General features: G+C 54.0%; 22 protein-coding genes and 1 tRNA gene. 12 read left to right on the forward strand and 11 right to left on the reverse strand.

Going from position 1 to position 19,357, the window contains the following annotated elements:
- Positions 1-275: 275 nt before the first annotated feature.
- The 3 genes from VNZ65_RS11115 to VNZ65_RS11125 all read right to left on the reverse strand — a co-directional run bounded on the left by VNZ65_RS11115 (position 276) and on the right by VNZ65_RS11125 (position 3,001).
- Positions 276-1,745, reverse strand: coding sequence for a helix-turn-helix domain-containing protein (locus tag VNZ65_RS11115; RefSeq protein ID WP_325668915.1), 1,470 nt, complete (start codon positions 1,743-1,745; stop codon positions 276-278).
- Positions 1,745-2,176 carry a nuclease domain-containing protein gene (locus VNZ65_RS11120; protein ID WP_325668916.1) on the reverse strand — a complete coding sequence of 144 codons (432 nt, stop codon included), beginning with the start codon at positions 2,174-2,176 and terminating at the stop codon, positions 1,745-1,747. Before VNZ65_RS11120 ends, VNZ65_RS11115 begins: the two co-directional genes overlap by 1 nt.
- A 360-nt stretch (positions 2,177-2,536) precedes the next feature.
- A complete protein-coding gene (locus tag VNZ65_RS11125; protein ID WP_325668985.1) occupies positions 2,537-3,001 on the reverse strand; it encodes a YmfL family putative regulatory protein in 465 nt (154 codons plus the stop codon).
- 1,126 nt (positions 3,002-4,127) lie between these two features.
- Between VNZ65_RS11125 and VNZ65_RS11130 the strand changes: the two genes are divergently transcribed.
- Positions 4,128-4,808, forward strand: a complete 681-nt coding sequence (locus VNZ65_RS11130) for a S24 family peptidase (RefSeq protein WP_325668918.1) — start codon at positions 4,128-4,130, stop codon at positions 4,806-4,808.
- A gap of 81 nt (positions 4,809-4,889) precedes the next feature.
- On the opposite strand, the gene VNZ65_RS11135 is transcribed toward VNZ65_RS11130, so the two are convergent.
- From VNZ65_RS11135 to VNZ65_RS11145, 3 genes are all read right to left on the reverse strand, one after another.
- On the reverse strand, positions 4,890-5,933 hold the full coding sequence (locus tag VNZ65_RS11135) for an IS481 family transposase (protein ID WP_325668920.1): 1,044 nt from the start codon (positions 5,931-5,933) through the stop codon (positions 4,890-4,892).
- Positions 5,934-6,122: 189 nt separating this feature from the next.
- Positions 6,123-8,744 (reverse strand): hypothetical protein, encoded by a 2,622-nt coding sequence (locus VNZ65_RS11140; protein ID WP_325668922.1) that lies wholly within the window; start codon positions 8,742-8,744, stop codon positions 6,123-6,125.
- 188 nt (positions 8,745-8,932) lie between these two features.
- Positions 8,933-9,151 (reverse strand): hypothetical protein, encoded by a 219-nt coding sequence (locus VNZ65_RS11145; protein ID WP_325668924.1) that lies wholly within the window; start codon positions 9,149-9,151, stop codon positions 8,933-8,935.
- A gap of 332 nt (positions 9,152-9,483) precedes the next feature.
- Between VNZ65_RS11145 and VNZ65_RS11150 the strand changes: the two genes are divergently transcribed.
- The 7 genes from VNZ65_RS11150 (at position 9,484) to VNZ65_RS11180 (ending at position 13,240) form a co-directional block, all read left to right on the forward strand.
- Complete coding sequence (locus VNZ65_RS11150; RefSeq protein ID WP_325668926.1) at positions 9,484-9,726, forward strand: hypothetical protein; 243 nt, start codon at positions 9,484-9,486, stop codon at positions 9,724-9,726.
- Positions 9,723-9,857 (forward strand): hypothetical protein, encoded by a 135-nt coding sequence (locus tag VNZ65_RS11155; RefSeq protein WP_268906998.1) that lies wholly within the window; start codon positions 9,723-9,725, stop codon positions 9,855-9,857. Before VNZ65_RS11150 ends, VNZ65_RS11155 begins: the two co-directional genes overlap by 4 nt.
- A gap of 265 nt (positions 9,858-10,122) precedes the next feature.
- Complete coding sequence (locus tag VNZ65_RS11160; RefSeq protein ID WP_325668928.1) at positions 10,123-11,136, forward strand: hypothetical protein; 1,014 nt, start codon at positions 10,123-10,125, stop codon at positions 11,134-11,136.
- On the forward strand, positions 11,112-11,717 hold the full coding sequence (locus tag VNZ65_RS11165; protein WP_325668929.1) for a hypothetical protein: 606 nt from the start codon (positions 11,112-11,114) through the stop codon (positions 11,715-11,717). Before VNZ65_RS11160 ends, VNZ65_RS11165 begins: the two co-directional genes overlap by 25 nt.
- Entirely contained in the window at positions 11,704-12,582 is an 879-nt protein-coding gene (locus VNZ65_RS11170) for a hypothetical protein (protein ID WP_325668931.1), read from the forward strand. Before VNZ65_RS11165 ends, VNZ65_RS11170 begins: the two co-directional genes overlap by 14 nt.
- Positions 12,583-12,606: 24 nt before the next feature.
- The gene (locus tag VNZ65_RS11175; RefSeq protein ID WP_254785154.1) at positions 12,607-12,957 is read left to right on the forward strand and encodes a hypothetical protein; all 351 of its coding nucleotides are present in this window, start codon (positions 12,607-12,609) and stop codon (positions 12,955-12,957) included.
- A 46-nt stretch (positions 12,958-13,003) separates the two neighbouring features.
- Complete coding sequence (locus VNZ65_RS11180) at positions 13,004-13,240, forward strand: hypothetical protein (protein WP_325668936.1); 237 nt, start codon at positions 13,004-13,006, stop codon at positions 13,238-13,240.
- A gap of 9 nt (positions 13,241-13,249) precedes the next feature.
- Here VNZ65_RS11180 and VNZ65_RS11185 read toward each other — a convergent pair whose 3' ends face one another.
- A complete protein-coding gene (locus VNZ65_RS11185) occupies positions 13,250-13,549 on the reverse strand; it encodes a hypothetical protein (RefSeq protein ID WP_325668938.1) in 300 nt (99 codons plus the stop codon).
- A 313-nt stretch (positions 13,550-13,862) separates the two neighbouring features.
- On the opposite strand from VNZ65_RS11185, the gene VNZ65_RS11190 reads away from it, so the two are divergent.
- The 3 genes from VNZ65_RS11190 to VNZ65_RS11200 are packed head-to-tail and all read left to right on the forward strand — an operon-like array spanning position 13,863 to position 16,044.
- A complete protein-coding gene (locus tag VNZ65_RS11190; RefSeq protein ID WP_325668940.1) occupies positions 13,863-14,738 on the forward strand; it encodes a ParB/RepB/Spo0J family partition protein in 876 nt (291 codons plus the stop codon).
- Positions 14,735-14,932 (forward strand): excisionase, encoded by a 198-nt coding sequence (locus VNZ65_RS11195; protein ID WP_325668942.1) that lies wholly within the window; start codon positions 14,735-14,737, stop codon positions 14,930-14,932. Before VNZ65_RS11190 ends, VNZ65_RS11195 begins: the two co-directional genes overlap by 4 nt.
- Positions 14,911-16,044 carry a site-specific integrase gene (locus VNZ65_RS11200; protein ID WP_325668944.1) on the forward strand — a complete coding sequence of 378 codons (1,134 nt, stop codon included), beginning with the start codon at positions 14,911-14,913 and terminating at the stop codon, positions 16,042-16,044. The genes VNZ65_RS11195 and VNZ65_RS11200 overlap by 22 nt, the downstream gene beginning before the upstream one ends.
- A gap of 81 nt (positions 16,045-16,125) precedes the next feature.
- Here VNZ65_RS11200 and VNZ65_RS11205 read toward each other — a convergent pair.
- The 4 genes from VNZ65_RS11205 to VNZ65_RS11220 form a co-directional block, all read right to left on the reverse strand.
- Positions 16,126-16,202 (reverse strand) — tRNA-Val (locus VNZ65_RS11205).
- A 66-nt stretch (positions 16,203-16,268) separates the two neighbouring features.
- Positions 16,269-17,006 carry a DNA polymerase III subunit epsilon gene (gene dnaQ / locus VNZ65_RS11210; protein ID WP_325668945.1) on the reverse strand — a complete coding sequence of 246 codons (738 nt, stop codon included), beginning with the start codon at positions 17,004-17,006 and terminating at the stop codon, positions 16,269-16,271.
- A gap of 88 nt (positions 17,007-17,094) precedes the next feature.
- On the reverse strand, positions 17,095-17,529 hold the full coding sequence (gene rnhA, locus VNZ65_RS11215; RefSeq protein WP_325668947.1) for a ribonuclease HI: 435 nt from the start codon (positions 17,527-17,529) through the stop codon (positions 17,095-17,097).
- A 74-nt stretch (positions 17,530-17,603) separates the two neighbouring features.
- On the reverse strand, positions 17,604-18,401 hold the full coding sequence (locus tag VNZ65_RS11220) for a class I SAM-dependent methyltransferase (RefSeq protein ID WP_325668949.1): 798 nt from the start codon (positions 18,399-18,401) through the stop codon (positions 17,604-17,606).
- Between VNZ65_RS11220 and gloB the strand changes: the two genes are divergently transcribed.
- A complete protein-coding gene (gene gloB / locus VNZ65_RS11225) occupies positions 18,400-19,221 on the forward strand; it encodes a hydroxyacylglutathione hydrolase (RefSeq protein ID WP_325668951.1) in 822 nt (273 codons plus the stop codon). The genes VNZ65_RS11220 and gloB overlap by 2 nt on opposite strands.
- Positions 19,222-19,357: the final 136 nt, after the last annotated feature.

Genomic DNA, 19,357 nt, shown 5'->3' on the forward strand with positions numbered 1-19,357 from the left:
ATTTCGAAAAATTTCATCGAATCAAATCTATCGCTATGGCAAACACTAAATTCCAAACGATTGCCATTAATGGATACAAGCAGATTTTCCGTAAGACGCCCTGTGTGACATGGAACGGCTCATATCTCAGCATGTAGCATTGATCCAAATCGATTCTATCTGCTTCGAGAATGCCATCCTAGATGTAACAAATGACAGGGTGGTAATTCTGCGCACTAACCAAAACTAGTAGCAAATGGCATCTAGACATCTACATAAATATGCCCTTGTCTACATCATGCCTCCGCAAAGGCATCCTTTGCGATCCGACGTGCCGCGTCTAAACGCAACAGTCCAGCATCACAGTTTTCAGATCCAATGTAATGTGCACTCTCAAGGAACGCCATGCAGACGGTATCCCACAGGTCCGGCGATGGGATGCCCTCTTCCTTCATTTTGTCCTTGGGCTCGATGTGATACCTGGCCCTCTCGTCGAAGAAATAGGGAATTTTTGACGCCTGGTCGAGTAGGTCTTGGGCGTGCTGATTGGAGAACGTGATGCGGGCGTCCTTCACGGCCTCGGCGGCCAGCACGGAGCACTGCGCCCGAAGGTTGAAGAAGCGGTCCTTGTTCTTCTTCTTGAAGCATGGATTCCCCCAGTTGATCTTGACCACGTTCGGGCAACCGAGGTTTTCGAGCATCTTGGCGAACTGGATGCCTTGGCCACCGACGTCGACAAGGATGGTGCAGTTGGAGAGGCGCTGTGTATAGTGGAACACCTCGCCGGCGATATGCTGCCAGTCCAGAGCGTTCGAGAAAATAGGCACGTCCATGATGTCCACGCGGCGCGGATCAGCGTCAATGCGATCACCATTGCCGATCACCCGCGCGTAAGTGCCGACGGTCTTGTCTCGGAAGACGCCGGCGGCCACGTCGATGATGAACAGATTGCCATAGGGTTCACCGGCGCTGATGGTGCGTTCGGCGCCAACTAGCTTCTCTACCTGACTGCGGCCTAGCAGGAAGCGCTCTGACTGCTCAGGGAACAGGCCCAGCACGCGAATCTGATATTCGACCGAATCCCGGCCGCCGCTCTCCTTCTCACGCTCCTTGAGCCATTTGGTGGTCGCAAACGGCGAGCGCTCGGAATTGAAGCGCAGCGAATGCCACGAACCGCCATTGCGCGCCGATAATTTGTGATGCGAGGCATGATGCCGGCCGCTGCTGCGGACACCCTGGGAGGCGATCAGCGTGCGGTTACAGGGTTGCGTCTGCGTGCCATCGATCACGTCGAAGTGGTCGTCGCTCACGCCGGCGGCTTCATCGACAATGATCAGCTGCGCCCAACGGTGCTTACCGGCGATACCGACAGACTGTCCCTTGGCGAGCGCGACACGGCCAACGAACCACTGTTCCTCGAAGCCTGTCACGTACACGCGGGTCTTCGTGATAACGAAATAGTGGCACAGCCAGGCATGCGGACCGTTCCCCATAGCAATCTTGGAGTCCTGCATTTCCTTCCATACGCCACCACGGCCACCATTGCCAAAGTTGACCAGAATCAGCCATCCGCTCTTCTCCATCGCGCGTAACTGGTATTGCACGGTACGCTCCGACTGGCGCGTTTTATAGGCCAACTGCTCAACGGATGGATAAATACTGGTCCCGTCATCATGGGCGTGATCGGCCAGTGCCAGCGCCAGAAGCATCTCGCCACCGCCGTTTTGATAGCGCTCAAACACCATCGACATAATACGAACACTCACTAAATTGCCTCCATCAATCCCAGGCGGCGCAAAATCGCGTTCGTTCGCGCGACGCCGTTATAAAATAAATCGATCATCACCTCGTAGCTCATGCCAACGGGACGCTTTGCGCGGCCGTCAAGGACGTCATGACAGCGGCAGCATCCGTAGGCGCCCTTCTCATCTGGCGCCTTGATGCCGTAGCCCTTTCCGTCCTCCAGCAAATTGGAATGACAAAGAACAGTCGTATCGGTGCGGTAGTTGCAAACGCCTGGAAAACGCAAAGTGCATTCCTGGTCGCACGCGGAGGCACGTATCTTGGTCAACGGCCTATGGCGGGTCTTGATGCGCTTCTTGGGCTTCTTTGATCGCTGAAAGGATGAGGAGGACAGAACGCCAGTCAGGCCATGAGACATTGCTGTTCGGCGCATTGGCTTCGCCGAACGCTTCATGGGGCTTCGCTTCATGTACGCAACCTGCACGTCCTGCAAAAATCGTCCCCTCGCGCGAACTGCCCGACACTCTTTCTCTTGCGACATGCCCCTTTGCAGACTCGCTGGGCATGATTGAAAACAACCATCTTCGCCGTGCGTTCGGCATAGCGATCTGCCGCATGCCGTGGATCACCTACAGAAACAGGAATCATGCAGCCGCCATTTCTCGTAGCTCCTTCTGGCGCTCGTGATACGCAACATGCCAGCGCTCTGCAGCTTCAGAATGAAATGGATACCGGCAGACGCTCGCCGGCCTGCCCTGCTCCGCCGCTTCATGCGCATGCTGGATGATGCCGGCGATGGATACAATTGGCTCGCTCACGCCGCCACCTTCTCTTCTTCACCGCGGCAGTAAATGCGAAAGGTCAGCGCCAGCAGCTCCTGGGTATGCCGATGGATTTCGTCTCCAATAGCAGCCAAGTCAGCACGCTCACGCTTGTCGATCTCGCCGTCTTCCGTTGCTTCATTGAAGCGGCGAGACAACAAACCAATATGAGTGTGCAGCTTGTTGAACTTGCTCAGCAGCGCTTCATTATCGATTTCACTCGACTCCGGCAACATCACAAAAACCCCACCGCTTAGAGTCGCGATGGCTTCTGCGAACAGCTTCGTGTCAGAGATTGATTGCATCTGTAAGGCGGTCTCCACCGTTAGCGATTGCCCCTTCTTTTCGTATACACGGTTTTCCAGCGCATCTCGCGAGTACCCGAGAGTGGCACACATTGCATCCCATCCACCTGTAACCGCCCTGATCATGCCCAGATACGAACGACGTAAAATCATCACTACTTTTCCTTCTTTGTGGTGGTTTCTCTTGGGTGTAAAAAAAGCTAAAGTTCAACCAAGGAAAAACGATTTGTAAGTTTTAAAAAAAAATTAACGACATCTCAGTCGTGGTAAATTTTCGGTCCCACATTAAAATTTTCACGAAAGAGACCATCAATGACAAAATGTCCCAAATGCGAAAAATTAATATCGCGCCTAGAAATCGATGCGATGAGCGGAATTTCTGCCGGCAAAAGCTGGAAATGTATTTCGCTGAACTGTCCGTTTTGCCATACATCACTCGGCGCGCAGATCGACCCCGTGGCCATTCATACGGAGACGCTGAAAGCTATCCAGCGCAGCTAGTCGCAGTCTTACACCAACATTTCTCCGCCGGCCCCGTACTTGCACAGAGGGCCGAATGCTGAATCGTTTCAGGAGAAACTCCTCCAGCATCACAGTTGGATAGCGAACGTCGTAGCTCTACCGACTCGGCCCGGAGTACGGGCCGTAACAAAAACCGTGCGCAATTTACGTAAAGCGCTTTTATACGTCGACCTTCTTTACCAAATCGCGTCGCTAACCTTTGCTTGATCATGCCTAAATACGATTGGCGTAAATTCATCCCTACTTTCCTTCTTTATGGTGGTTTTAATCCTGTAGAACTGACGCTACAGTTCTTCTATGGGTAATCAATCTGAAAAAAGAAATGTGAAGCAAAGCCAATCCCAAATAAATTGCCGAGTCCCACAAAAAAATTGCGAAGGAGCATGAGTAGCGGCACATCGAACAAACTTACTTTGGAGTGGGTTGTGACACCGCAGCACGCCATCGCAGTAAACAAAAATGCGGGCGGCCAATCACGGTTGCAGGTTATAGACAGTTTTATACAAATCCAGAATTGCCAGCCGCGTCCTCCCCATGCAATCGGCCTGTCCCTTAAGAATTCGATTAACCGTAGGCTGGGATACGCCTATTTTTGTCGCGATAGTCGGCTCGCTCCACCTCGTTTTAACTTTGATTTCTCTAAGCGCTGTGCTGATGTCTTTTTCCATACGAGCATATTATACGCGAACGAATAAATTATCAATGCGCGTTCGAATAGAAATTTGCTGCCGACTATACGCGGATGTATATTCCGAACATGACAATCGCCAAACGACTTGACTCTGCAATGAAAGCAGCCGGATTCGAAACGCAAAGCGCGCTTTCGCGTAGATCCGGCGTGCCGCAACCAACAATAAATCGAATACTGAAGGGTCTTGGAAAAAAGGGACCAGAGACAGAAACGATTAAAAAACTGGCTGCTGCGTGCAATGTCAGCGCTTCATGGCTAATCGATGAAACAAGCGAAATCAAGCCAGCTGGTGGCGACGCATATAACGCGGGACCGGAACAAAACCTACCAAAAGGGAAGTACGTGGCAATAGTGGGGATTGGGCAAGGCGGGGCAGATGGCTATATCAGCATTAATGACTACCTGCCCGGCGATGGTGACGGCTATATCTATACATATAGCCGCGATCCAGGAGCATATGGTCTTCGTGTTCGGGGGGATAGCATGAGGCCAAGAATCAAAAGCGGTGAATTTCTAGTCGTTGAGCCTACAAGCGAGGCCCAACCTGGTGATGATGTTGTCGTAAAATTGAACAACGATAAGGCGCTTGTAAAAGAAATGCTTTGGGTACGTGAAGATGAAGTGTCCCTAGGCTCCATCAACAATGGAATTCCCCCAATTACAATTCAATTAGCCGATATTCGTAGCATCCATCGAGTTGCAGCCATCGTGCCACGCGGCTCAGCACTGCTAAAGGCGCGAGAGTAGCGGCCTCTTACGGTTTAACTGTAGTAGTCGCGATCTGATCGGACATTCCCCGGTTTGACGTGTGCAGTTGTCAGGTCAAATTCAGTTGTTCAGTGTCGTGATTTTATCTTGCCAGGCCTCCTTTCCGTCAATTAGTGTTTGCATGGGCGTCCGACCGCAGCACATCTTCCCTTGATGTGTGCGGTCGTTGTTGTAATAAGCCAGCCAGTCGTCCAGATCGTTTTGCAGCTCTTCAATCGAGTGGTAGATCTTGCGCCGAAACGTGACCTGATAAAACTCCTGCAGAATGGTTTTATGAAAGCGCTCGCAGATTCCATTAGTCTGCGGATGCCGAACTTTCGTCTTGGTGTGCTCAATGTCATTGAGGGCCAAGTAGAGCTGGTAATCATGCGCTTCCGGCCTGCCGCAATATTCGGTACCACGGTCGGTCAGCACGCGGATCAAGCCCATTTCCTGCTCCGCCAAGAACGGCAACACCCGGTCGTTCAGCAAATCGGCTGCGGTGATTGGTGTCTTCGTAGTATAGAGCTTGGCCGCTGCCCACTTCGAATACGTATCAACGAAGGTCTGCTGGTAGATTCGGCCTACGCCCTTGATGGTGCCGACATAGAAAGTGTCCTGGCTGCCGAGATAGCCAGGATGAGCCGTCTCGATCTCTCCGTGCGCCACGTCGTCTTCCTGCTTCTTCTCCAGCGCGACGACCTGCGCTTCGGTCAGAACCTCGCCAGTTTCGGCAACGTGCCGCTCCAGCGCTGCAAGACGCTTCTTGAACGATTCCAAGTCGCGCCGTAGCCAGACGGACCGTACACCGGATGGGGAAACGAAAACACCACGCTTACGCAGTTCGTTCGATACACGGACTTGGCCGAATGCCGGCTGTTCCAGGGCGAATTGAGCTACGGCCACTTCAGTGGCTTCTTCAACGCGATTTCTGAGATTGGGCTTTCTACGGTTGGCGTCAATCAGGGCATCCACACCACCTGTTTCTACTGCCGTTTGATAGCGATAAAACGTGTCGCGGGAAAATCCCATCACCTTGCAGGCACGAGACACGTTTCCAAGCTCCGCAGCAAGATTGAGCAGGCCGACCTTGTGCTTGATGACATTCTGAGGAACACTACGCATGGGGTTACTCCTTGGCGCTTACGCGCGGTTTAATAAAGATTCGCACCTCTATCAAACCGGGTAACCCCACCCTTTGGCAAGGCCTTACTGTCAGATCAAATCGAAACTACTACAGTTTAACCATCCCGATTGGTGGATATGTGCTGAATTCGCCACGTGCGCGGCTGAGATCAACGTCAGCTCTCGGCTTCAAAATCTGCCGTCAGTGGTGGTATCTACGTGGAGTTTATCCTTCAGACCAAGGCAGTACAGATTGTCAGGCTCGAGCTGCAATCCTGCTCTCGTGAACTCGATTGCCTTGGACTGCTGGTCTGTGCGCAAAGCTAGCCATGCCATGCGTGAAAAATCACCGGCACCAGCCTCTATTTTCCTGCTCTCAAGCACGCTGAGAAGACGCAGTGCAAGGTGTTGCCTCTCCTCCTTGTCGACTGCCAGGGCAGATTCACGCAACATTGCATTCAGGCGGTTTGCCGTGTTCGAAATGTCGTAGTAAGCAACCGAAGCGAGCTGGGCGCGTTCAATGAACGCGTGAATCTCGCCGAGTCTATCGCCAGTTTTGAAGCACGCTTGACCAAGGAGGCGCCATGCATCCGCTGCGTCTGACTCAGCCGGTTGCTGCTCCAGATATCTTGTAAGCTCTATCTTGGCCTGCTTGAGGTTTTCCTCAGTACCGGTCTCCAAATGCCAGCGTGCAAGCAACAGCCATCCGGGATTGTATGCACGACAGATCATTTCCACGATTGGAGCGTAGTCCTCGAAGGACTGTCCCGCTTCTACTCGACTCGCAATGTTGGCAATGAATTTCTCCAGCTTATATGCCAACCCAAGACGAACATCGTCACTGCGACTCGGGCCGAGCATTTGAAGCATCTCCACGTCGCTCAGCACAGACGCTCGCAATGGACTAACACTTAGTTTCTTCTTTCCGAATGCACTGGCCACTAATGGCAAGCGCACAAAGACCTGTTGGTCTGTTGGCGCTGTATGTAATTCGGCCATGGAGTACTGAATGAGAGCCTCAACGCCCTTCTCTACTTCGCCCCTCTCCGCTGTCGATCGCATGAGGACGGCCTCAAGCGCGATGCGTGGCACCAATGAGCTCCAAGCAGACAATGTGAGAAGGGCGCGCTGAGCGCACGGCGACAAAGAGGCGTAGGTTCGCTCGAACAGAGCCGTAAGTAGCTCGTCGTTGCCAGCAACCAACTTGGCAACATTAGCGTGCTTGCCGGTCCGAGCCACCTCGCCGAGCAGTATCTTGATGACATATGGATGTCCCTCAGACGTCGTGATTAATTCGGCAACGTATGCGGAATCGAGAAGTTTATCAATACCTAGAACGTCCCCTGTGCGGCCAACTAGGTCTCGTGCCTCTGCGTCCTCCATTCCTCCGACTTCGAGGGGATAGTCGCCCTTGAAGTCACGCAGCCGTGTCGTAATCAGAGCTTTGTTGGGTAATCGAATGAAAGTATCAATCCAGTTGAACACTTCAATCGGGTTTTGTGTCGTCTCAAAATTGTCGAAAACGTATAAGCACGAACCAAGGTCATTCTTTTCCAGTTGCTTTTCAATAAACGATCGCGCGTTAAACCCTTTTGCCTTCAATTGATCGGGAGCAAGAACAAGTTCTGCATATAGCCGACCCATCTCGTCTGGAGATACCACCTGCGGTCTAACTGGCTTAGGGCCAGTAAACTGCAGGTCGACATCGCGCGCGCTGAGCCAGACAATTGCACTGTAGCGCAGCGTCTCATAAAGGCCATGGATAACCTTGATTGATAGCGATGTCTTTCCGATTCCGCCGCGACCAACGAGGGTTACAATTGGCCTTCGGTCATCGAGCAGTAACCGACGCAATTCATCTTCCAGCGTCGGCCGCGGAACATAGTCTTCCAGCACATCCGGAACGTTCGAGAAGCACTCACCTCGGGGAAAAAGTTCTCCGTGCCCCTGTGTCTCACTCGCGGGAAGAGTGCCGGGAGGTATTACATAGTCAGCGGCCTCGCCATCTAGCTTATCATCCGTAAGGTATGACAACATCTCGAATCGCTTAGGCCCCAGCCCCCCATTGGCAAAGAAGAAATCGTGCAAGTCGGGGCCAGCACACACAAGCGGCACTCGACGAAAAGTCCCAAAATACACATACACACCATTCCGCAGCGCATGATGCGCCTCTTTCCGCAGGTATTCAAAGGGCAACGAATCACCTGAAATCGACAAAACGCGATATTTGCCGGAGTAGTTTCGATGGAGATCCGCCCAGGGACGCCGCAGCAACGACAAGTTCTGGCTTATACAGCTAATACTTTTCTCAAGATCATCAGCAGCCATTCCCGCTTTTGACGGATGAGTGGCCCCATGGCCCCGCGTCTTGTTGCGTAGAGTGACGAAGAGCCTGAACCATCGCTTCAAGTCAGACTTTGCAGGAATTACCTCGGCATCGATATCTAGCGCGTCAAGCGCCGACTTCAGGTAAACCACCGCCTCATACTGCCACGCTCCGGGGCCGCTGATGCGCGTAAGCTCCGCTTGCTCAGTCCGCGCATCGGCCAGCAGAAACTGCGAAGCTGTACCTGAAAGTGCGTCTTCAAGCACCCGCCCCCACTCGCCGAGGCCGTCCGCACGCGCAAGCGTGTACTCAAGACGATAGCGATTACGGTCCTTGTCATCTACGAGCGCCGCGATCATTCCGAGGGTCACGGTCTTGAACAGGGCTTCGCCTGCCAAAAGGAGTGAGAAAAAATAGTTGAAGTCTGAATCGGACTTCGCGCCCTGTACTCGCTGAAGAACTTGATCAATGGCGCGATGCGTCATGTGAAATGCTCCCAAAGAAATCCATGGAAAAGCTAGACGGCCGATTTCGGTCAGCTCATCGAATCCCAGTCCTAAATGGAGGATCGATAGTCAGCTCGACGTACATTTTGAATTTTTTTCTCGCAGGTGTGGCACGCCAGCTTTCTTATCAAGCGTACGACAGTTTTTGGCCGACAGTTGATTGAGTTCTAATCTGCAGAGCGCCAGTGATCAGGATTCCCCTTGTTTGTGACACGAACACGGGCCACCAGTGGTTTATGACCTAAAGTCTTCGCCTCGTCTATTGCCGCTTTTTGCGTTGGATAAATCTTATTGATAACTCTAGCGTCATTGGCATGCTCAAGGACATAACCCTCAATTGCGCCATCGCGCCCCTTTGGGATTGGCTCAACATATACGTTTGACATATATAGCCTCCAAATTTCCGACGGTAATGTCGATGAAGCATAATCGCACCGGAATTGATATACAGCAACAAGAATCGCGGCCAGTAATTATGGAATTTTGTTGATTACGTTATATTTCTAGAGCGTCCCCCCACTTCCCTCCCTTTCCTTAAAGCCTCGATCTAGCGCACACCGGCTCTGATTGATATTTACAAATAAAAATATTTATCCGTTCGCGTATTGATTTATTTATCCATTTGCGTATAATTTATTTCATTGGAGCAGCAACACGCAAAATGAATTTGTACCGCTTTTGTTCAAGATCGGCACAAATCAATCAACTAGGAAATGTGATGGGCGACATAGTAGACATGATGTTGGAAGGAACACTTTGCCAAGGCTGCGGCGTATTTCTTAACGAAGATGCTCCTGGCATTCCATGCAGCTGCCGCGAATGCAGAGCCGAAGAAAAGAAGGCCAAAGCAGCAGCCTATCAACCGCCGAAACCAAAAGTCCAATGCAGTGCGTGCGGACGCAAAGTCAAGCCGACAGGATTGCCAGACCATATGCGAGATGCGCACAAGGAGCTGACATGAGCTTCCAAATCACGATCAAGACACAGGACGGCGGCACTGAAACCTACTCCGGCATCGGTGATCGCAATGCGCTGATGGACGCTGCCTACGACGCTGGTGCGCTTGGTGTAACCGTGATGGTGCAGCAATGACGCGAGCCACATTGTTCTCTTGGCTGCTCGCCGTTTGCTTTTTTCTGCTCGTATTCTCAGCCTATGCAATCTGCACTGACGCCGACGGCTATGCCGCTCCTACGCTTAGAGATCTATGCGAGGCGCAAGGTTGGCCAGACGACGAGAACAGCAAATTAGCGTTCCGCCGTGCGTGCCACACCGAACTGAAGCGCAGCCAGTAACAGCGCCTGTTCACTCCATGGCGCTTTGGCGCCCAAGAATTCAACAAATTGAAGGGAATCACATGGAAGTCCAAGACATCATGACGATCGAAAGCGGCACTATTGCGCTGCTGAACAAGTCGGAAATCGAACAGCAGGTCACGACTGCACACAGGTTTCCTCGCTCCATCAAGAAATTTCGCGACGAAGCAATGCAGATGGTGACGCTGACTGAAAAGGTGGCCGGCGAGTGCATCTATTCCCTGCCCCGCGCAGGAAAAACCATCGAAGGCCCGAGCGCCCGCTTTGCCGAAGTAATCGCGTCAGCATGGGGCAATAGCCGCGCCGGCGCTCGCGTCGTTAGTGACCAGGGCGAGTTTGTCACCACGCAGGGTGTTTTCCACGACCTGGAGAAGAACGTAGCTATCACCTATGAGGTGCAACGACGCATTACCGACAGCCGCGGGAAGCGCTACAACGCTGACATGATCGGCGTCACGGCGAACGCGGCCTGCTCTATCGCGCTCCGAAATGCCATCTTGAAGGGCGTACCGAAAGCATTTTGGGCTGATATGTATGACGCGGCGCGGGCGACTGTGATGGGCGACTTCAAGACACTGGCGAATCGGCGCGCGGACGCGATCAAGGCATTCCAGTCTTACGGCGTCACGCAAGAACAGATCTGCTCAACCCTGGGCGTTTCTGGCACTGACGACATTGGCCTTGAAAAACTCGTGACCTTGCGCGGCATTCTGACGGCTATTAAAGAAGGCGACACAACACCGGAACAAGCTTTCGCGAACGTGGACCTTCCGGCCGCGCCGCCAAAGATGCCGCAGTCCAAGTCGGCAAAAGCGGCAGAGCCGGCCAAAGCTCCCGAAAACGTTGCGCCACCAAAAACGGACGAGCTTCCGCTGCAGGAACCGAAGAACGAGTCGCCGCTTTCAGAAGCGCAGTTCGACTACCTCAAGATGAAGCTGGAAACAGCCGCCCTGAGCTCGACTGACATCCAACGACAGTTTGGCTTTGCCATGGCTGACATCACGAACGCCAATTTCAATGACGTTCTGGCGTGGATCAAGAACTCGTCGGCCTGATGCTTACTTTCGACGAACCCAGCCACGTATATCGCTGGCACGGCGAGGTAGTGCCCAGCGTGACGCAGATTCTCAGCCCCTTGGTCAATTACGCGATGGTGCCGCCGGAAGCATTGGAGCGCGCCCGACTGCTGGGTCAGGCAGTCCACCGCATGACCGAGTTGCACGACCTGGATGATCTTGATGAAGACAGCCTGGCGCCGGAGATGCTGCCTTACCTGGCCGGCTGGAAGAAGTTTCGCAGCGATACCGGCTTTGTACCAGACACCATCGAAAAGCGCATGTATCACCCGCTCCACGGCTACTGCGGCACATCTGACCGGACCGGCGTGGTGCGTGGCCGGCGTGCTGTCCTCGACATCAAGAAGATGATGACGCTGGGGCCGGTGATTGGGCCTCAACTGGCCGCTTACCAGGCCACCCATAACTTGGAAGGCGCGGCAATTGTGGACCGCTACGCCTTGGGATTGCGCCCCGATGGGACATACCGGCTGGTGCCCTATACCGACTCGACAGATTTTGCAGCATTCATATCACTTTTAACTTTACGGAAATGGAAAGATAAACATGGAATTAGTTGAAGACATCCGCCCCGCCACCCTACCAGCTCTGCCTCAGAAGGCAGCATTGGAGAAAGTTGCTGATAGCGTGAATGCCGTCGCGAATTCAATCACGATCAATTCGCCGGCCATGTACGAGATCGCCGTCGAAGAGCTGACGGACCTCCAGCGCAAGGTTGACGACCTGACGGAGCAACGCTTCAAGATCACTCGCCCGATGGACGCGTCGAAGAAAGAAGTCATGGATTTGTTTCGTGGTCCGATTGAGCGTTGCGAAGCCGGCATCGCGTTTCTCAAGAAACTCATGCTCGACTATGTGACGGCAGAGCGGAAAAGAGCTGCTGAAACCCAACGTATCGCCGATGAGCAGGCCCGCCAAGAGCGTTTGCGCCTAGAGAGTGAAGCCCGCGATCAGCAAGCGGCGGCAGACCAGAAGGTTCGTGAAGCCCAGGCCGCAGCAGAGAAAGCTGCAGCCGCTACCAAAGCCGCCGAAGAAGCTACCGCAGCCGGCGATATCGAGACAGCAAACAAGGCCAGTGCCGAAGCACTCGCCGCCAACCAGGTACAAGCAGCGGCTCACGCAGATGCTCAGGTAGCCCATGCCCGGGTCACGCTGAACCAGACTATCGCCAGCGTCATGACCGCCCCGCTCGTCGCCAGCGCGGCGCCAAAGATTGCCGGCGTATCGACTTCAGAGCGCTGGACCGCCGAAGTCACCGACCTGCTAACCCTGGTCAAGTTTGTGGCCGCGAATCCTCAATACATTACATTCTTACAAGCGAACATGACGCCGATCAAGCAGATGGCGACCTCGCTGAAAGCGAACATGAAAATCGACGGTGTGCGCGCCTTCCCGCAGGCCTGCATCACCGCCCGCCGCAAGTAACTCATTTTTTAGACAGGAAGCATCATGACAGACACAAGGATCGACCACTTCAGCGATGAGGCCGCCCAGAAAGCCCTAGATTTCTTGCGCTTTCAGGCTGGCGAAGCCGCGATCTCCCGCGCCAATCGCATCTACATGGAAGAGTTTCGGAAAACGATCAAGGCCAACTGCATGGCCGCTAGTTCCGAGAAGACCCTCACAGCCCAGGAGCGCGACGCCTACTCCAGTCCCGAATACATAGCGCACCTGGAGGCCATGCGCGCGGCGATTGAACTGGATGAAGTGCACCGCTGGAAGATGGTCGCCGCGCAGGCGACGATTGAAGCATGGCGGACGCACCAAGCGAATCGCCGCGGCGAACAGAAGATGCAGTAATCGAACCAACATTCCCAATTCAACAAATCTACTTACAAGGATCGCAATGAAAACCAACGAATCAACCAACTCCGTCGCTCACATGCTGGATACCGTATTGGAGCTGCTGCAGCTGAAAAACGATGCAGCCCTTTCTCGGGCAATCGAAGTCGCGCCGCCAGTCATTAGCAAGGTCCGCAATGGAGTGCAACCACTCGGTTCTACATTACTGGTAAAGCTGCACGAAACCACTGGCATGTCGACTAAGGAAATCAAAGCGCTGGCAGGTATCGAGCTGAGCTGACTTGAAGTTTCACATCAGCGCATGGGATTGCACAATCTGCACATTGCTGCACACCTTCAATGAAAAGATAGGATGAAGTCCATCAATAATCAGTTGCCCTTCTTCATATGCAAACCTCAATGCATCTTCTTCGGCAAAGCTTGGCAATGGATGAGAGAAAAAAAGGCGTTGCTCATCTATAGCAATACCATCACACACTTTATGGACATATCCAAAATACGAATACAGTGCCACATGGGTTGGAGTCAAGTATTTAAGATGCAGAAGTACTTGGATTTCGAAGCCTTTGTAATCGATGCTCTGCCACATCAGTCGACATCATCTAGCGTCAATACGGACTTTTGCAAACGCCAATCCTTGGTCTCGTGCATTGTTCCATGTGTCAGACGGCTCGACTTCTCGTGGATTTTGCAATATACCGTCGATGAAAACCGCCCAGCGATATTTTCCGCCTCGGACAATTGTGCTCATGATTTTAATCGTGCTCCCATTGTGCTCTGTCTCGAATTGCGGCATATGTCCTCCTCAAATGGTTTCCAAAAGGAAAATTTATCATGGCCAACAGCCATTTCATACTAGTACAAATACAACCAATCTAGCCCCTAAATAAGACAGGCAAAAAATGACAGAACACATGACAGGAGCCGTATCGCTCAAAGTGCTGGCGGAACGCAAAATCGATGGCGTTCAGAAAACCACCCGATTCCAAGTTGATCCACGCATCATTGAAATTGAACCTGGCTTCAATGGGCGCCCAATCGATCAAGAGCACGTTGATTCGATCAAGGCATCAATCAAGGCCGGAGCTGAACTGGATGCGTTGGTTGTTCGCGTCGAGGACGGTCGAATCATCCTGGTCGACGGCCACCATCGCCTGACAGCCATCCTGCAATTGATCGTCGAAGGTGTGGAAATCCTGCGGATCGATGCACGCCAGTTTCGTGGCAATGACGCCGAGCGCATCGCCCACATGCTCACCAGTGCGCAAGGGAAGCCGCTCACACCTCTGGAACAAGGTTTGCAATATCGCAAACTGATCGGGTTCGGCTGGACAAATCAAGAAGTGGCATCAAAGGTTGGAAAATCTGCGAATTATGTTTCGCAGATGCTGACGTTGGCAGAATCCAACAGCGACGTGCAAGGCATGGTGGCGCGCAAAGAGGTTGCCGCTCATGTCGCTCTTGAGGTCGTGAAAAAGCATGGTAGCGGCGCGGGGAAAGTGCTCGCCGGCCACTTAGAGACAGCAAGATCTGCGGGCAAAACCAAAGTAACTAAGAAGACGGTAGCGCCTACCCAAAGTAGCGATGACACTTTGCGCATAGATTGGCTTGATGCGCAGGAGCATATCCACGCGCAGCAATCGCAGCATGGCCCGCGAGGTACTCCAATAAAGACTAGCTTCTATGATCGAAATCAGGCGCTTATTGCTGAGGGCATATCGCTGCGCCATGCCATCGATGCCGCCATGCAGTCTTCGATAGCCAGGGAAAAACCGTGAGTACGATTGCCGCAAATATCCGCTACACGCTCATTCCAGTATTTTGCGCCATCACTGGCTATACCGATAAAGCCGTGCGGCGAAAAATCGAAGACGGTATCTGGATTGAAGGTAGGCACTATCGGCGCGCGCCAGATGGCCACATAACAATGAACGTTGAGGAATATTACAAATGGGTAGAGCAAGGGGCGTAGAGCTTCGCGACAAGAGCATCCGTGTCGTTTTCATCTGGCAAGGGAAGCAGCGGCGCGAGAAACTGGATTTACGGCCAACGCCAGCGAACATCAAGTATGCTGAGCGCCTGGTTGCAGAAATAAAATCCAAAATTTCAGTTGGAACATTCGACTACGCCGCCACTTTTCCAAACTCACCGCATGCGGCGGAGAGTGCGACCGACACGCCTACTTTCGCCGACGCTTGTGAGTTGTATCTTGAAACAAAAGGGAGACTGGCGGATGCCACTCAATCACAGTACAGAAATGCCTTGGAGTTCTGGAAGGGAAAGTTTGGAGCCGATACGCGAATCAACCTTATTACCCATGGAAAAATCGCCGCGGCTGTCGGTGGTCATCCATGGCCATCGGCGAAATTATGCAATAACTATCTGATTCCATTGCGCGGAACCTTCATTCTTGCTGGTCGTGACATGCGGGACGTGGTTAATCCGATTGAGGGTATCGAGAATTCAAAGCATCAGAAAACGCCGCCCGATCCACTAACCATTGTGGAGATGGAGCGCATTCTTGCCGATATGACTGAGCGATTCGATCTGCAAGTTGCTCACTATTTCATTTTCGCCTTCCTGACCGGAATGCGGCCCGAAGAAATAATCGCGATACGCTGGGATGATATTGACTGGAACAATCGGACGATTTGCGTTTCGCGCGCAAAGACGTTCAAGGGCGGCCTCAAGGATCTGAAAACGAGTGAGGTCCGCGACGTCGACCTGGTTGATCGGGCCATGAATATGCTTCAAGCCCAGAAACGGTTTACTTATATGAAACGGGCAGAGATCTTTGAAAACCCTGTCACCGGCAGGCCATGGCACGACGAGCGGTCGCAACGGGACCATTACTGGAAGCCATGTCTAAAGAAATTGGGGATACGAGCCAGGCGGGCCTATCAGACCCGGCACACTTATGCGACGACCGCGCTAATGGCCGGCGTAAATCCGGCTTACATTGCTAGACAGCTTGGCCATGCGAATGCCAAAATGCTATTTACGGTCTATGCTAAGTGGATTGATGCCGCAGATCGCGGAAGAGAAAAAGCAAAAATGGAAGCCGTACTGCGCTTCCATTCATGATTTGCTAACGACGTTTTCACAACAATTTCTTTTGGAAAAAACCCAAAAAAAACCCAGAACCCCCGCAAACGTCGAGAATACTGGTAGGCACGATTGGACTCGAACCAACGACCCCTACCATGTCAAGGTAGTGCTCTAACCAGCTGAGCTACGCGCCTAAAGAAGCGAAATTATAAGGGTATTTTTGATTCGTGGCTAGTATCTTGTGAAAAAAATTTGCAAGATTACTGCGATGGCGTGTTTTCCGCCGGTTCGGCGGCCGCCAGGCGCCATATGCAAGTGCCTTTGGCGTCTTTGTCCAGGCCGTTCAGCAGCAATTCATGCGCCGCCAGTTCGTCCTCGCTGGCGCTGCGCACGACGATTTCCGCCAGCGGCAGCAGCTCCAAGGCTGCACCATCGCCGCCGGCGTCGCCATGGCTGCCGCCGAGATCGATGCTGAAGCTGTTCTGGCCGCGCGTCATGGCCAGGTACACCTCGGCCAGCAATTCCGAGTCCAGCAGCGCGCCGTGCAAGGTGCGGTGCGCATTGGAGATGCCGTAGCGGTCGCACAGCGCGTCCAGCGAGTTGCGCTTGCCGGGATACATTTCCTTGGCTTGCACCAGCGTGTCGATGACGCCGGCGACATCGACAGAGAACGGGCTCTTGCCGAGATGCTTGTATTCAGCGTCCAGGAAGCCCAGGTCGAAGGGAGCGTTATGGATGATGACCTGGGCGCCGCGGGTGTATTCGCGCAGCTCCTCGAAAATCTCGGCGAACTTCGGCTTGTCGCTGAGGAAGGCTGTGGTCAGGCCGTGGACTGCCAGCGCGCCCTCTTCCGAATCGCGTTCGGGATTGATGTAGCGATGAAAATTATTGCCGGTCAGGCGGCGGTTCAGCAGCTCGACGCAACCGATTTCGATGATGCGGTCGCCGGTGCGCGGGTTGAGGCCGGTGGTTTCGGTATCCAGAACAATTTGTCGCATGGTCACTTCATATTCTATTCAATACAAACACAAAAAATACTTGCTGCGAAAGCCGCGCCGGCAATGCCGCCGCGCCTTCGGCGCACTTTTATACTACCGTGGTGACGCCGCGGTTGGCGAGCTGGTCGGCGCGTTCGTTGCCGACGTGGCCGGCGTGCCCCTTGACCCAGCGCCATTCGATCTTGTGCTGCGCCTGGGCGGCGTCCAGCGCCTGCCACAGGTCGACATTCTTGACCGGTTCGCGCGCCGCGGTTTTCCAGCCGCGCGCCTTCCAGCCATGTATCCATTCGCTGATCCCCTTTTGCACATACTGGCTGTCGGTGAAGACGATCACTTCGCAAGGACGGGTCAAGGCGGTCAGCGCTTCGATCACGGCTTTCAGCTCCATGCGGTTGTTGGTGGTGTTGCGCTCACCGCCGAACAATTCCTTTTCCTTGCCGTCCGCCACCAGCAACGCACCCCAGCCGCCGGTGCCGGGATTACCCTTGCAAGCGCCATCGGCAAAAATCTCTACTTTATCCATGCTGTCTTTCACTACTCTGTTATCGGTACGGCCTGCGTGGCAGGCCGTGCTGTAAAAAAACCGTTATGGCGGGTTCACTCCACGCCGCTCTGATCCGCCTTGTGAATCTTGTTGGTAGCCGGCACGCCGCGTCCGGCTTTGATGGCCTGCTTGCTGAACGCCGGTCCGATCAGGTGCATGCCCTTGACCCGCTTGATCGCCTGCACGATATATACCGCGCCGAAATACGGCCACCAGCGGTTGCCGGCCTTTTCCATGAAAGCGGCGCGGTGCAGCCATTTGCTGCTGGTGTACGGCGGCGCATAGCAGCCGAAGTGGCCGCGGTTGACCTCCATGTTGAGCAGCTTCAGCCAGTCTTTCAGCCGCAGCAGGCTGATGAACTCGGCGTTCTGCGGCAGGAAGTGCGCGCCCGACATGCGGCCCACGGTTTGCCGGATGCCCCACAGGCTGGCGGGGTTGAAGCCGCAAATGATGACCTGCCCTTCCGGAATCAACACCCGCTCCACTTCGCGCAGAATCTGGTGCGGCTCGGCGGCAAATTCCAGCACATGCGGCAGCACCACCAGGTCCAGGCTTTGCGAGGCGAACGGCAGCTCGGCGAAATCATGGGTCACTACTATGCCTGACTGCGCCCCCGACTGCGCTTCGCCCGCCTCCGGCAAGCGGCTGTCGGTCAGCCATTTATGGCGCATGCGGTTGGCTTGCAGCGCCTTGATCTGCGGCACGCCGATCTGCATCGCATTGAAGCCGAAGATATCCGCCGTCATCGCATCCAGGTGCGCCTGTTCCCATTCCTGCATGTAACTGCCGGTGGGCGTCTGCAACCAGGGGCCGAGCGCTATAATGGACTTTTCTGCTGACGGATGTGCCATGCCTGCCTTGTTCAATAAATCACTGGATGAATCTGTCAATAAGTCGCTAAGTGTATTGGCGGTGCCGGCTTTTAACGACAATTATCTTTGGCTGATCCACGATAGCCGCCTGGCCGCCGTGGTCGATCCCGGCGACGCCCAGCCGATCCTGGCCGCGCTGGACGCCCACGGACTGACGCTTGCCGCTATTTTACTGACTCATCACCATGCTGACCACGTCGGCGGCGTACAAACTTTGCTGCAGCATTATAAGGTGCCGGTGTTCGGCCCGGCCGGCGAAGCCATCGCCGGCGTCACCAGCCCGCTGCGCGAAGGCGACACTGCCACCATTCCAGAATTGGGGTTGAGCCTGTCGGTGCTGGATGTTCCAGGCCACACCAGCGGCCATATCGCCTATGTGGCGCAAGGCCAGCCCTGGCTGTTTTGCGGCGACACCCTGTTCGCCGGCGGCTGCGGCCGACTGTTTGAAGGCAGCCCGGCGCAGATGGTCGACTCGCTGGCCAAACTCGCCAGCTTGCCGGGCGATACCCAAGTCTACTGCGCGCATGAATATACCATCTCGAACCTGCGCTTTGCCTTGGCGGTCGAGCCAGGCAATTCCCGGCTGGTCGAACGCATGGCCGCCGAGCAAGCCAAGCGCGCGCGCCAGCAGGCGACCGTGCCGTCGACGATTGCCCTGGAAAACGCGACCAACCCCTTCTTGCGCTACCTGGAGCCAAGCATCATTGCCAGCCTGCAAGGCGACGGCCGCCTCACCGCAAAAGATGGTCCGGTGGCGGCTTTCGCTGCCTTGCGGGAATGGAAAAACAATTTCAAATGATTCGGCAAGATGGGCGGCGAACTGCGTCGCCTGCGCTAAAGATTGATTGCGATCGATCGTTCGATATCGTTAGATAGTCTCCGCATATCGATTTCCACAAAGTAATACCTAATAAATCAATCACTTATCGCATGTA

Source organism: Collimonas sp. (genome assembly GCF_035566555.1).
Taxonomy (GTDB): Bacteria; Pseudomonadota; Gammaproteobacteria; order Burkholderiales; family Burkholderiaceae_D; genus Collimonas.

Excerpts from the sequence above, each read along its gene's own strand:
- VNZ65_RS11120 (WP_325668916.1), bottom strand. The coding sequence starts at position 2,176 with ATGAAGCGTTCGGCGAAGCCAATGCGCCGAACAGCAATGTCTCATGGC.
- VNZ65_RS11125 (WP_325668985.1), bottom strand. The coding sequence starts at position 3,001 with ATGATTTTACGTCGTTCGTATCTGGGCATGATCAGGGCGGTTACAGGT.
- VNZ65_RS11130 (WP_325668918.1), top strand. The coding sequence starts at position 4,128 with ATGACAATCGCCAAACGACTTGACTCTGCAATGAAAGCAGCCGGATTC.
- VNZ65_RS11135 (WP_325668920.1), bottom strand. The coding sequence starts at position 5,933 with ATGCGTAGTGTTCCTCAGAATGTCATCAAGCACAAGGTCGGCCTGCTC.
- VNZ65_RS11140 (WP_325668922.1), bottom strand. The coding sequence starts at position 8,744 with ATGACGCATCGCGCCATTGATCAAGTTCTTCAGCGAGTACAGGGCGCG.
- VNZ65_RS11145 (WP_325668924.1), bottom strand. The coding sequence starts at position 9,151 with ATGTCAAACGTATATGTTGAGCCAATCCCAAAGGGGCGCGATGGCGCA.
- VNZ65_RS11150 (WP_325668926.1), top strand. The coding sequence starts at position 9,484 with ATGGGCGACATAGTAGACATGATGTTGGAAGGAACACTTTGCCAAGGC.
- VNZ65_RS11155 (WP_268906998.1), top strand. The coding sequence starts at position 9,723 with ATGAGCTTCCAAATCACGATCAAGACACAGGACGGCGGCACTGAAACC.
- VNZ65_RS11160 (WP_325668928.1), top strand. The coding sequence starts at position 10,123 with ATGGAAGTCCAAGACATCATGACGATCGAAAGCGGCACTATTGCGCTG.
- VNZ65_RS11170 (WP_325668931.1), top strand. The coding sequence starts at position 11,704 with ATGGAATTAGTTGAAGACATCCGCCCCGCCACCCTACCAGCTCTGCCT.
- VNZ65_RS11175 (WP_254785154.1), top strand. The coding sequence starts at position 12,607 with ATGACAGACACAAGGATCGACCACTTCAGCGATGAGGCCGCCCAGAAA.
- VNZ65_RS11180 (WP_325668936.1), top strand. The coding sequence starts at position 13,004 with ATGAAAACCAACGAATCAACCAACTCCGTCGCTCACATGCTGGATACC.
- VNZ65_RS11185 (WP_325668938.1), bottom strand. The coding sequence starts at position 13,549 with ATGTGGCAGAGCATCGATTACAAAGGCTTCGAAATCCAAGTACTTCTG.
- VNZ65_RS11190 (WP_325668940.1), top strand. The coding sequence starts at position 13,863 with ATGACAGAACACATGACAGGAGCCGTATCGCTCAAAGTGCTGGCGGAA.
- VNZ65_RS11200 (WP_325668944.1), top strand. The coding sequence starts at position 14,911 with ATGGGTAGAGCAAGGGGCGTAGAGCTTCGCGACAAGAGCATCCGTGTC.
- dnaQ (WP_325668945.1), bottom strand. The coding sequence starts at position 17,006 with ATGCGACAAATTGTTCTGGATACCGAAACCACCGGCCTCAACCCGCGC.
- rnhA (WP_325668947.1), bottom strand. The coding sequence starts at position 17,529 with ATGGATAAAGTAGAGATTTTTGCCGATGGCGCTTGCAAGGGTAATCCC.
- gloB (WP_325668951.1), top strand. The coding sequence starts at position 18,400 with ATGCCTGCCTTGTTCAATAAATCACTGGATGAATCTGTCAATAAGTCG.
- VNZ65_RS11220 (WP_325668949.1), bottom strand. The coding sequence starts at position 18,401 with ATGGCACATCCGTCAGCAGAAAAGTCCATTATAGCGCTCGGCCCCTGG.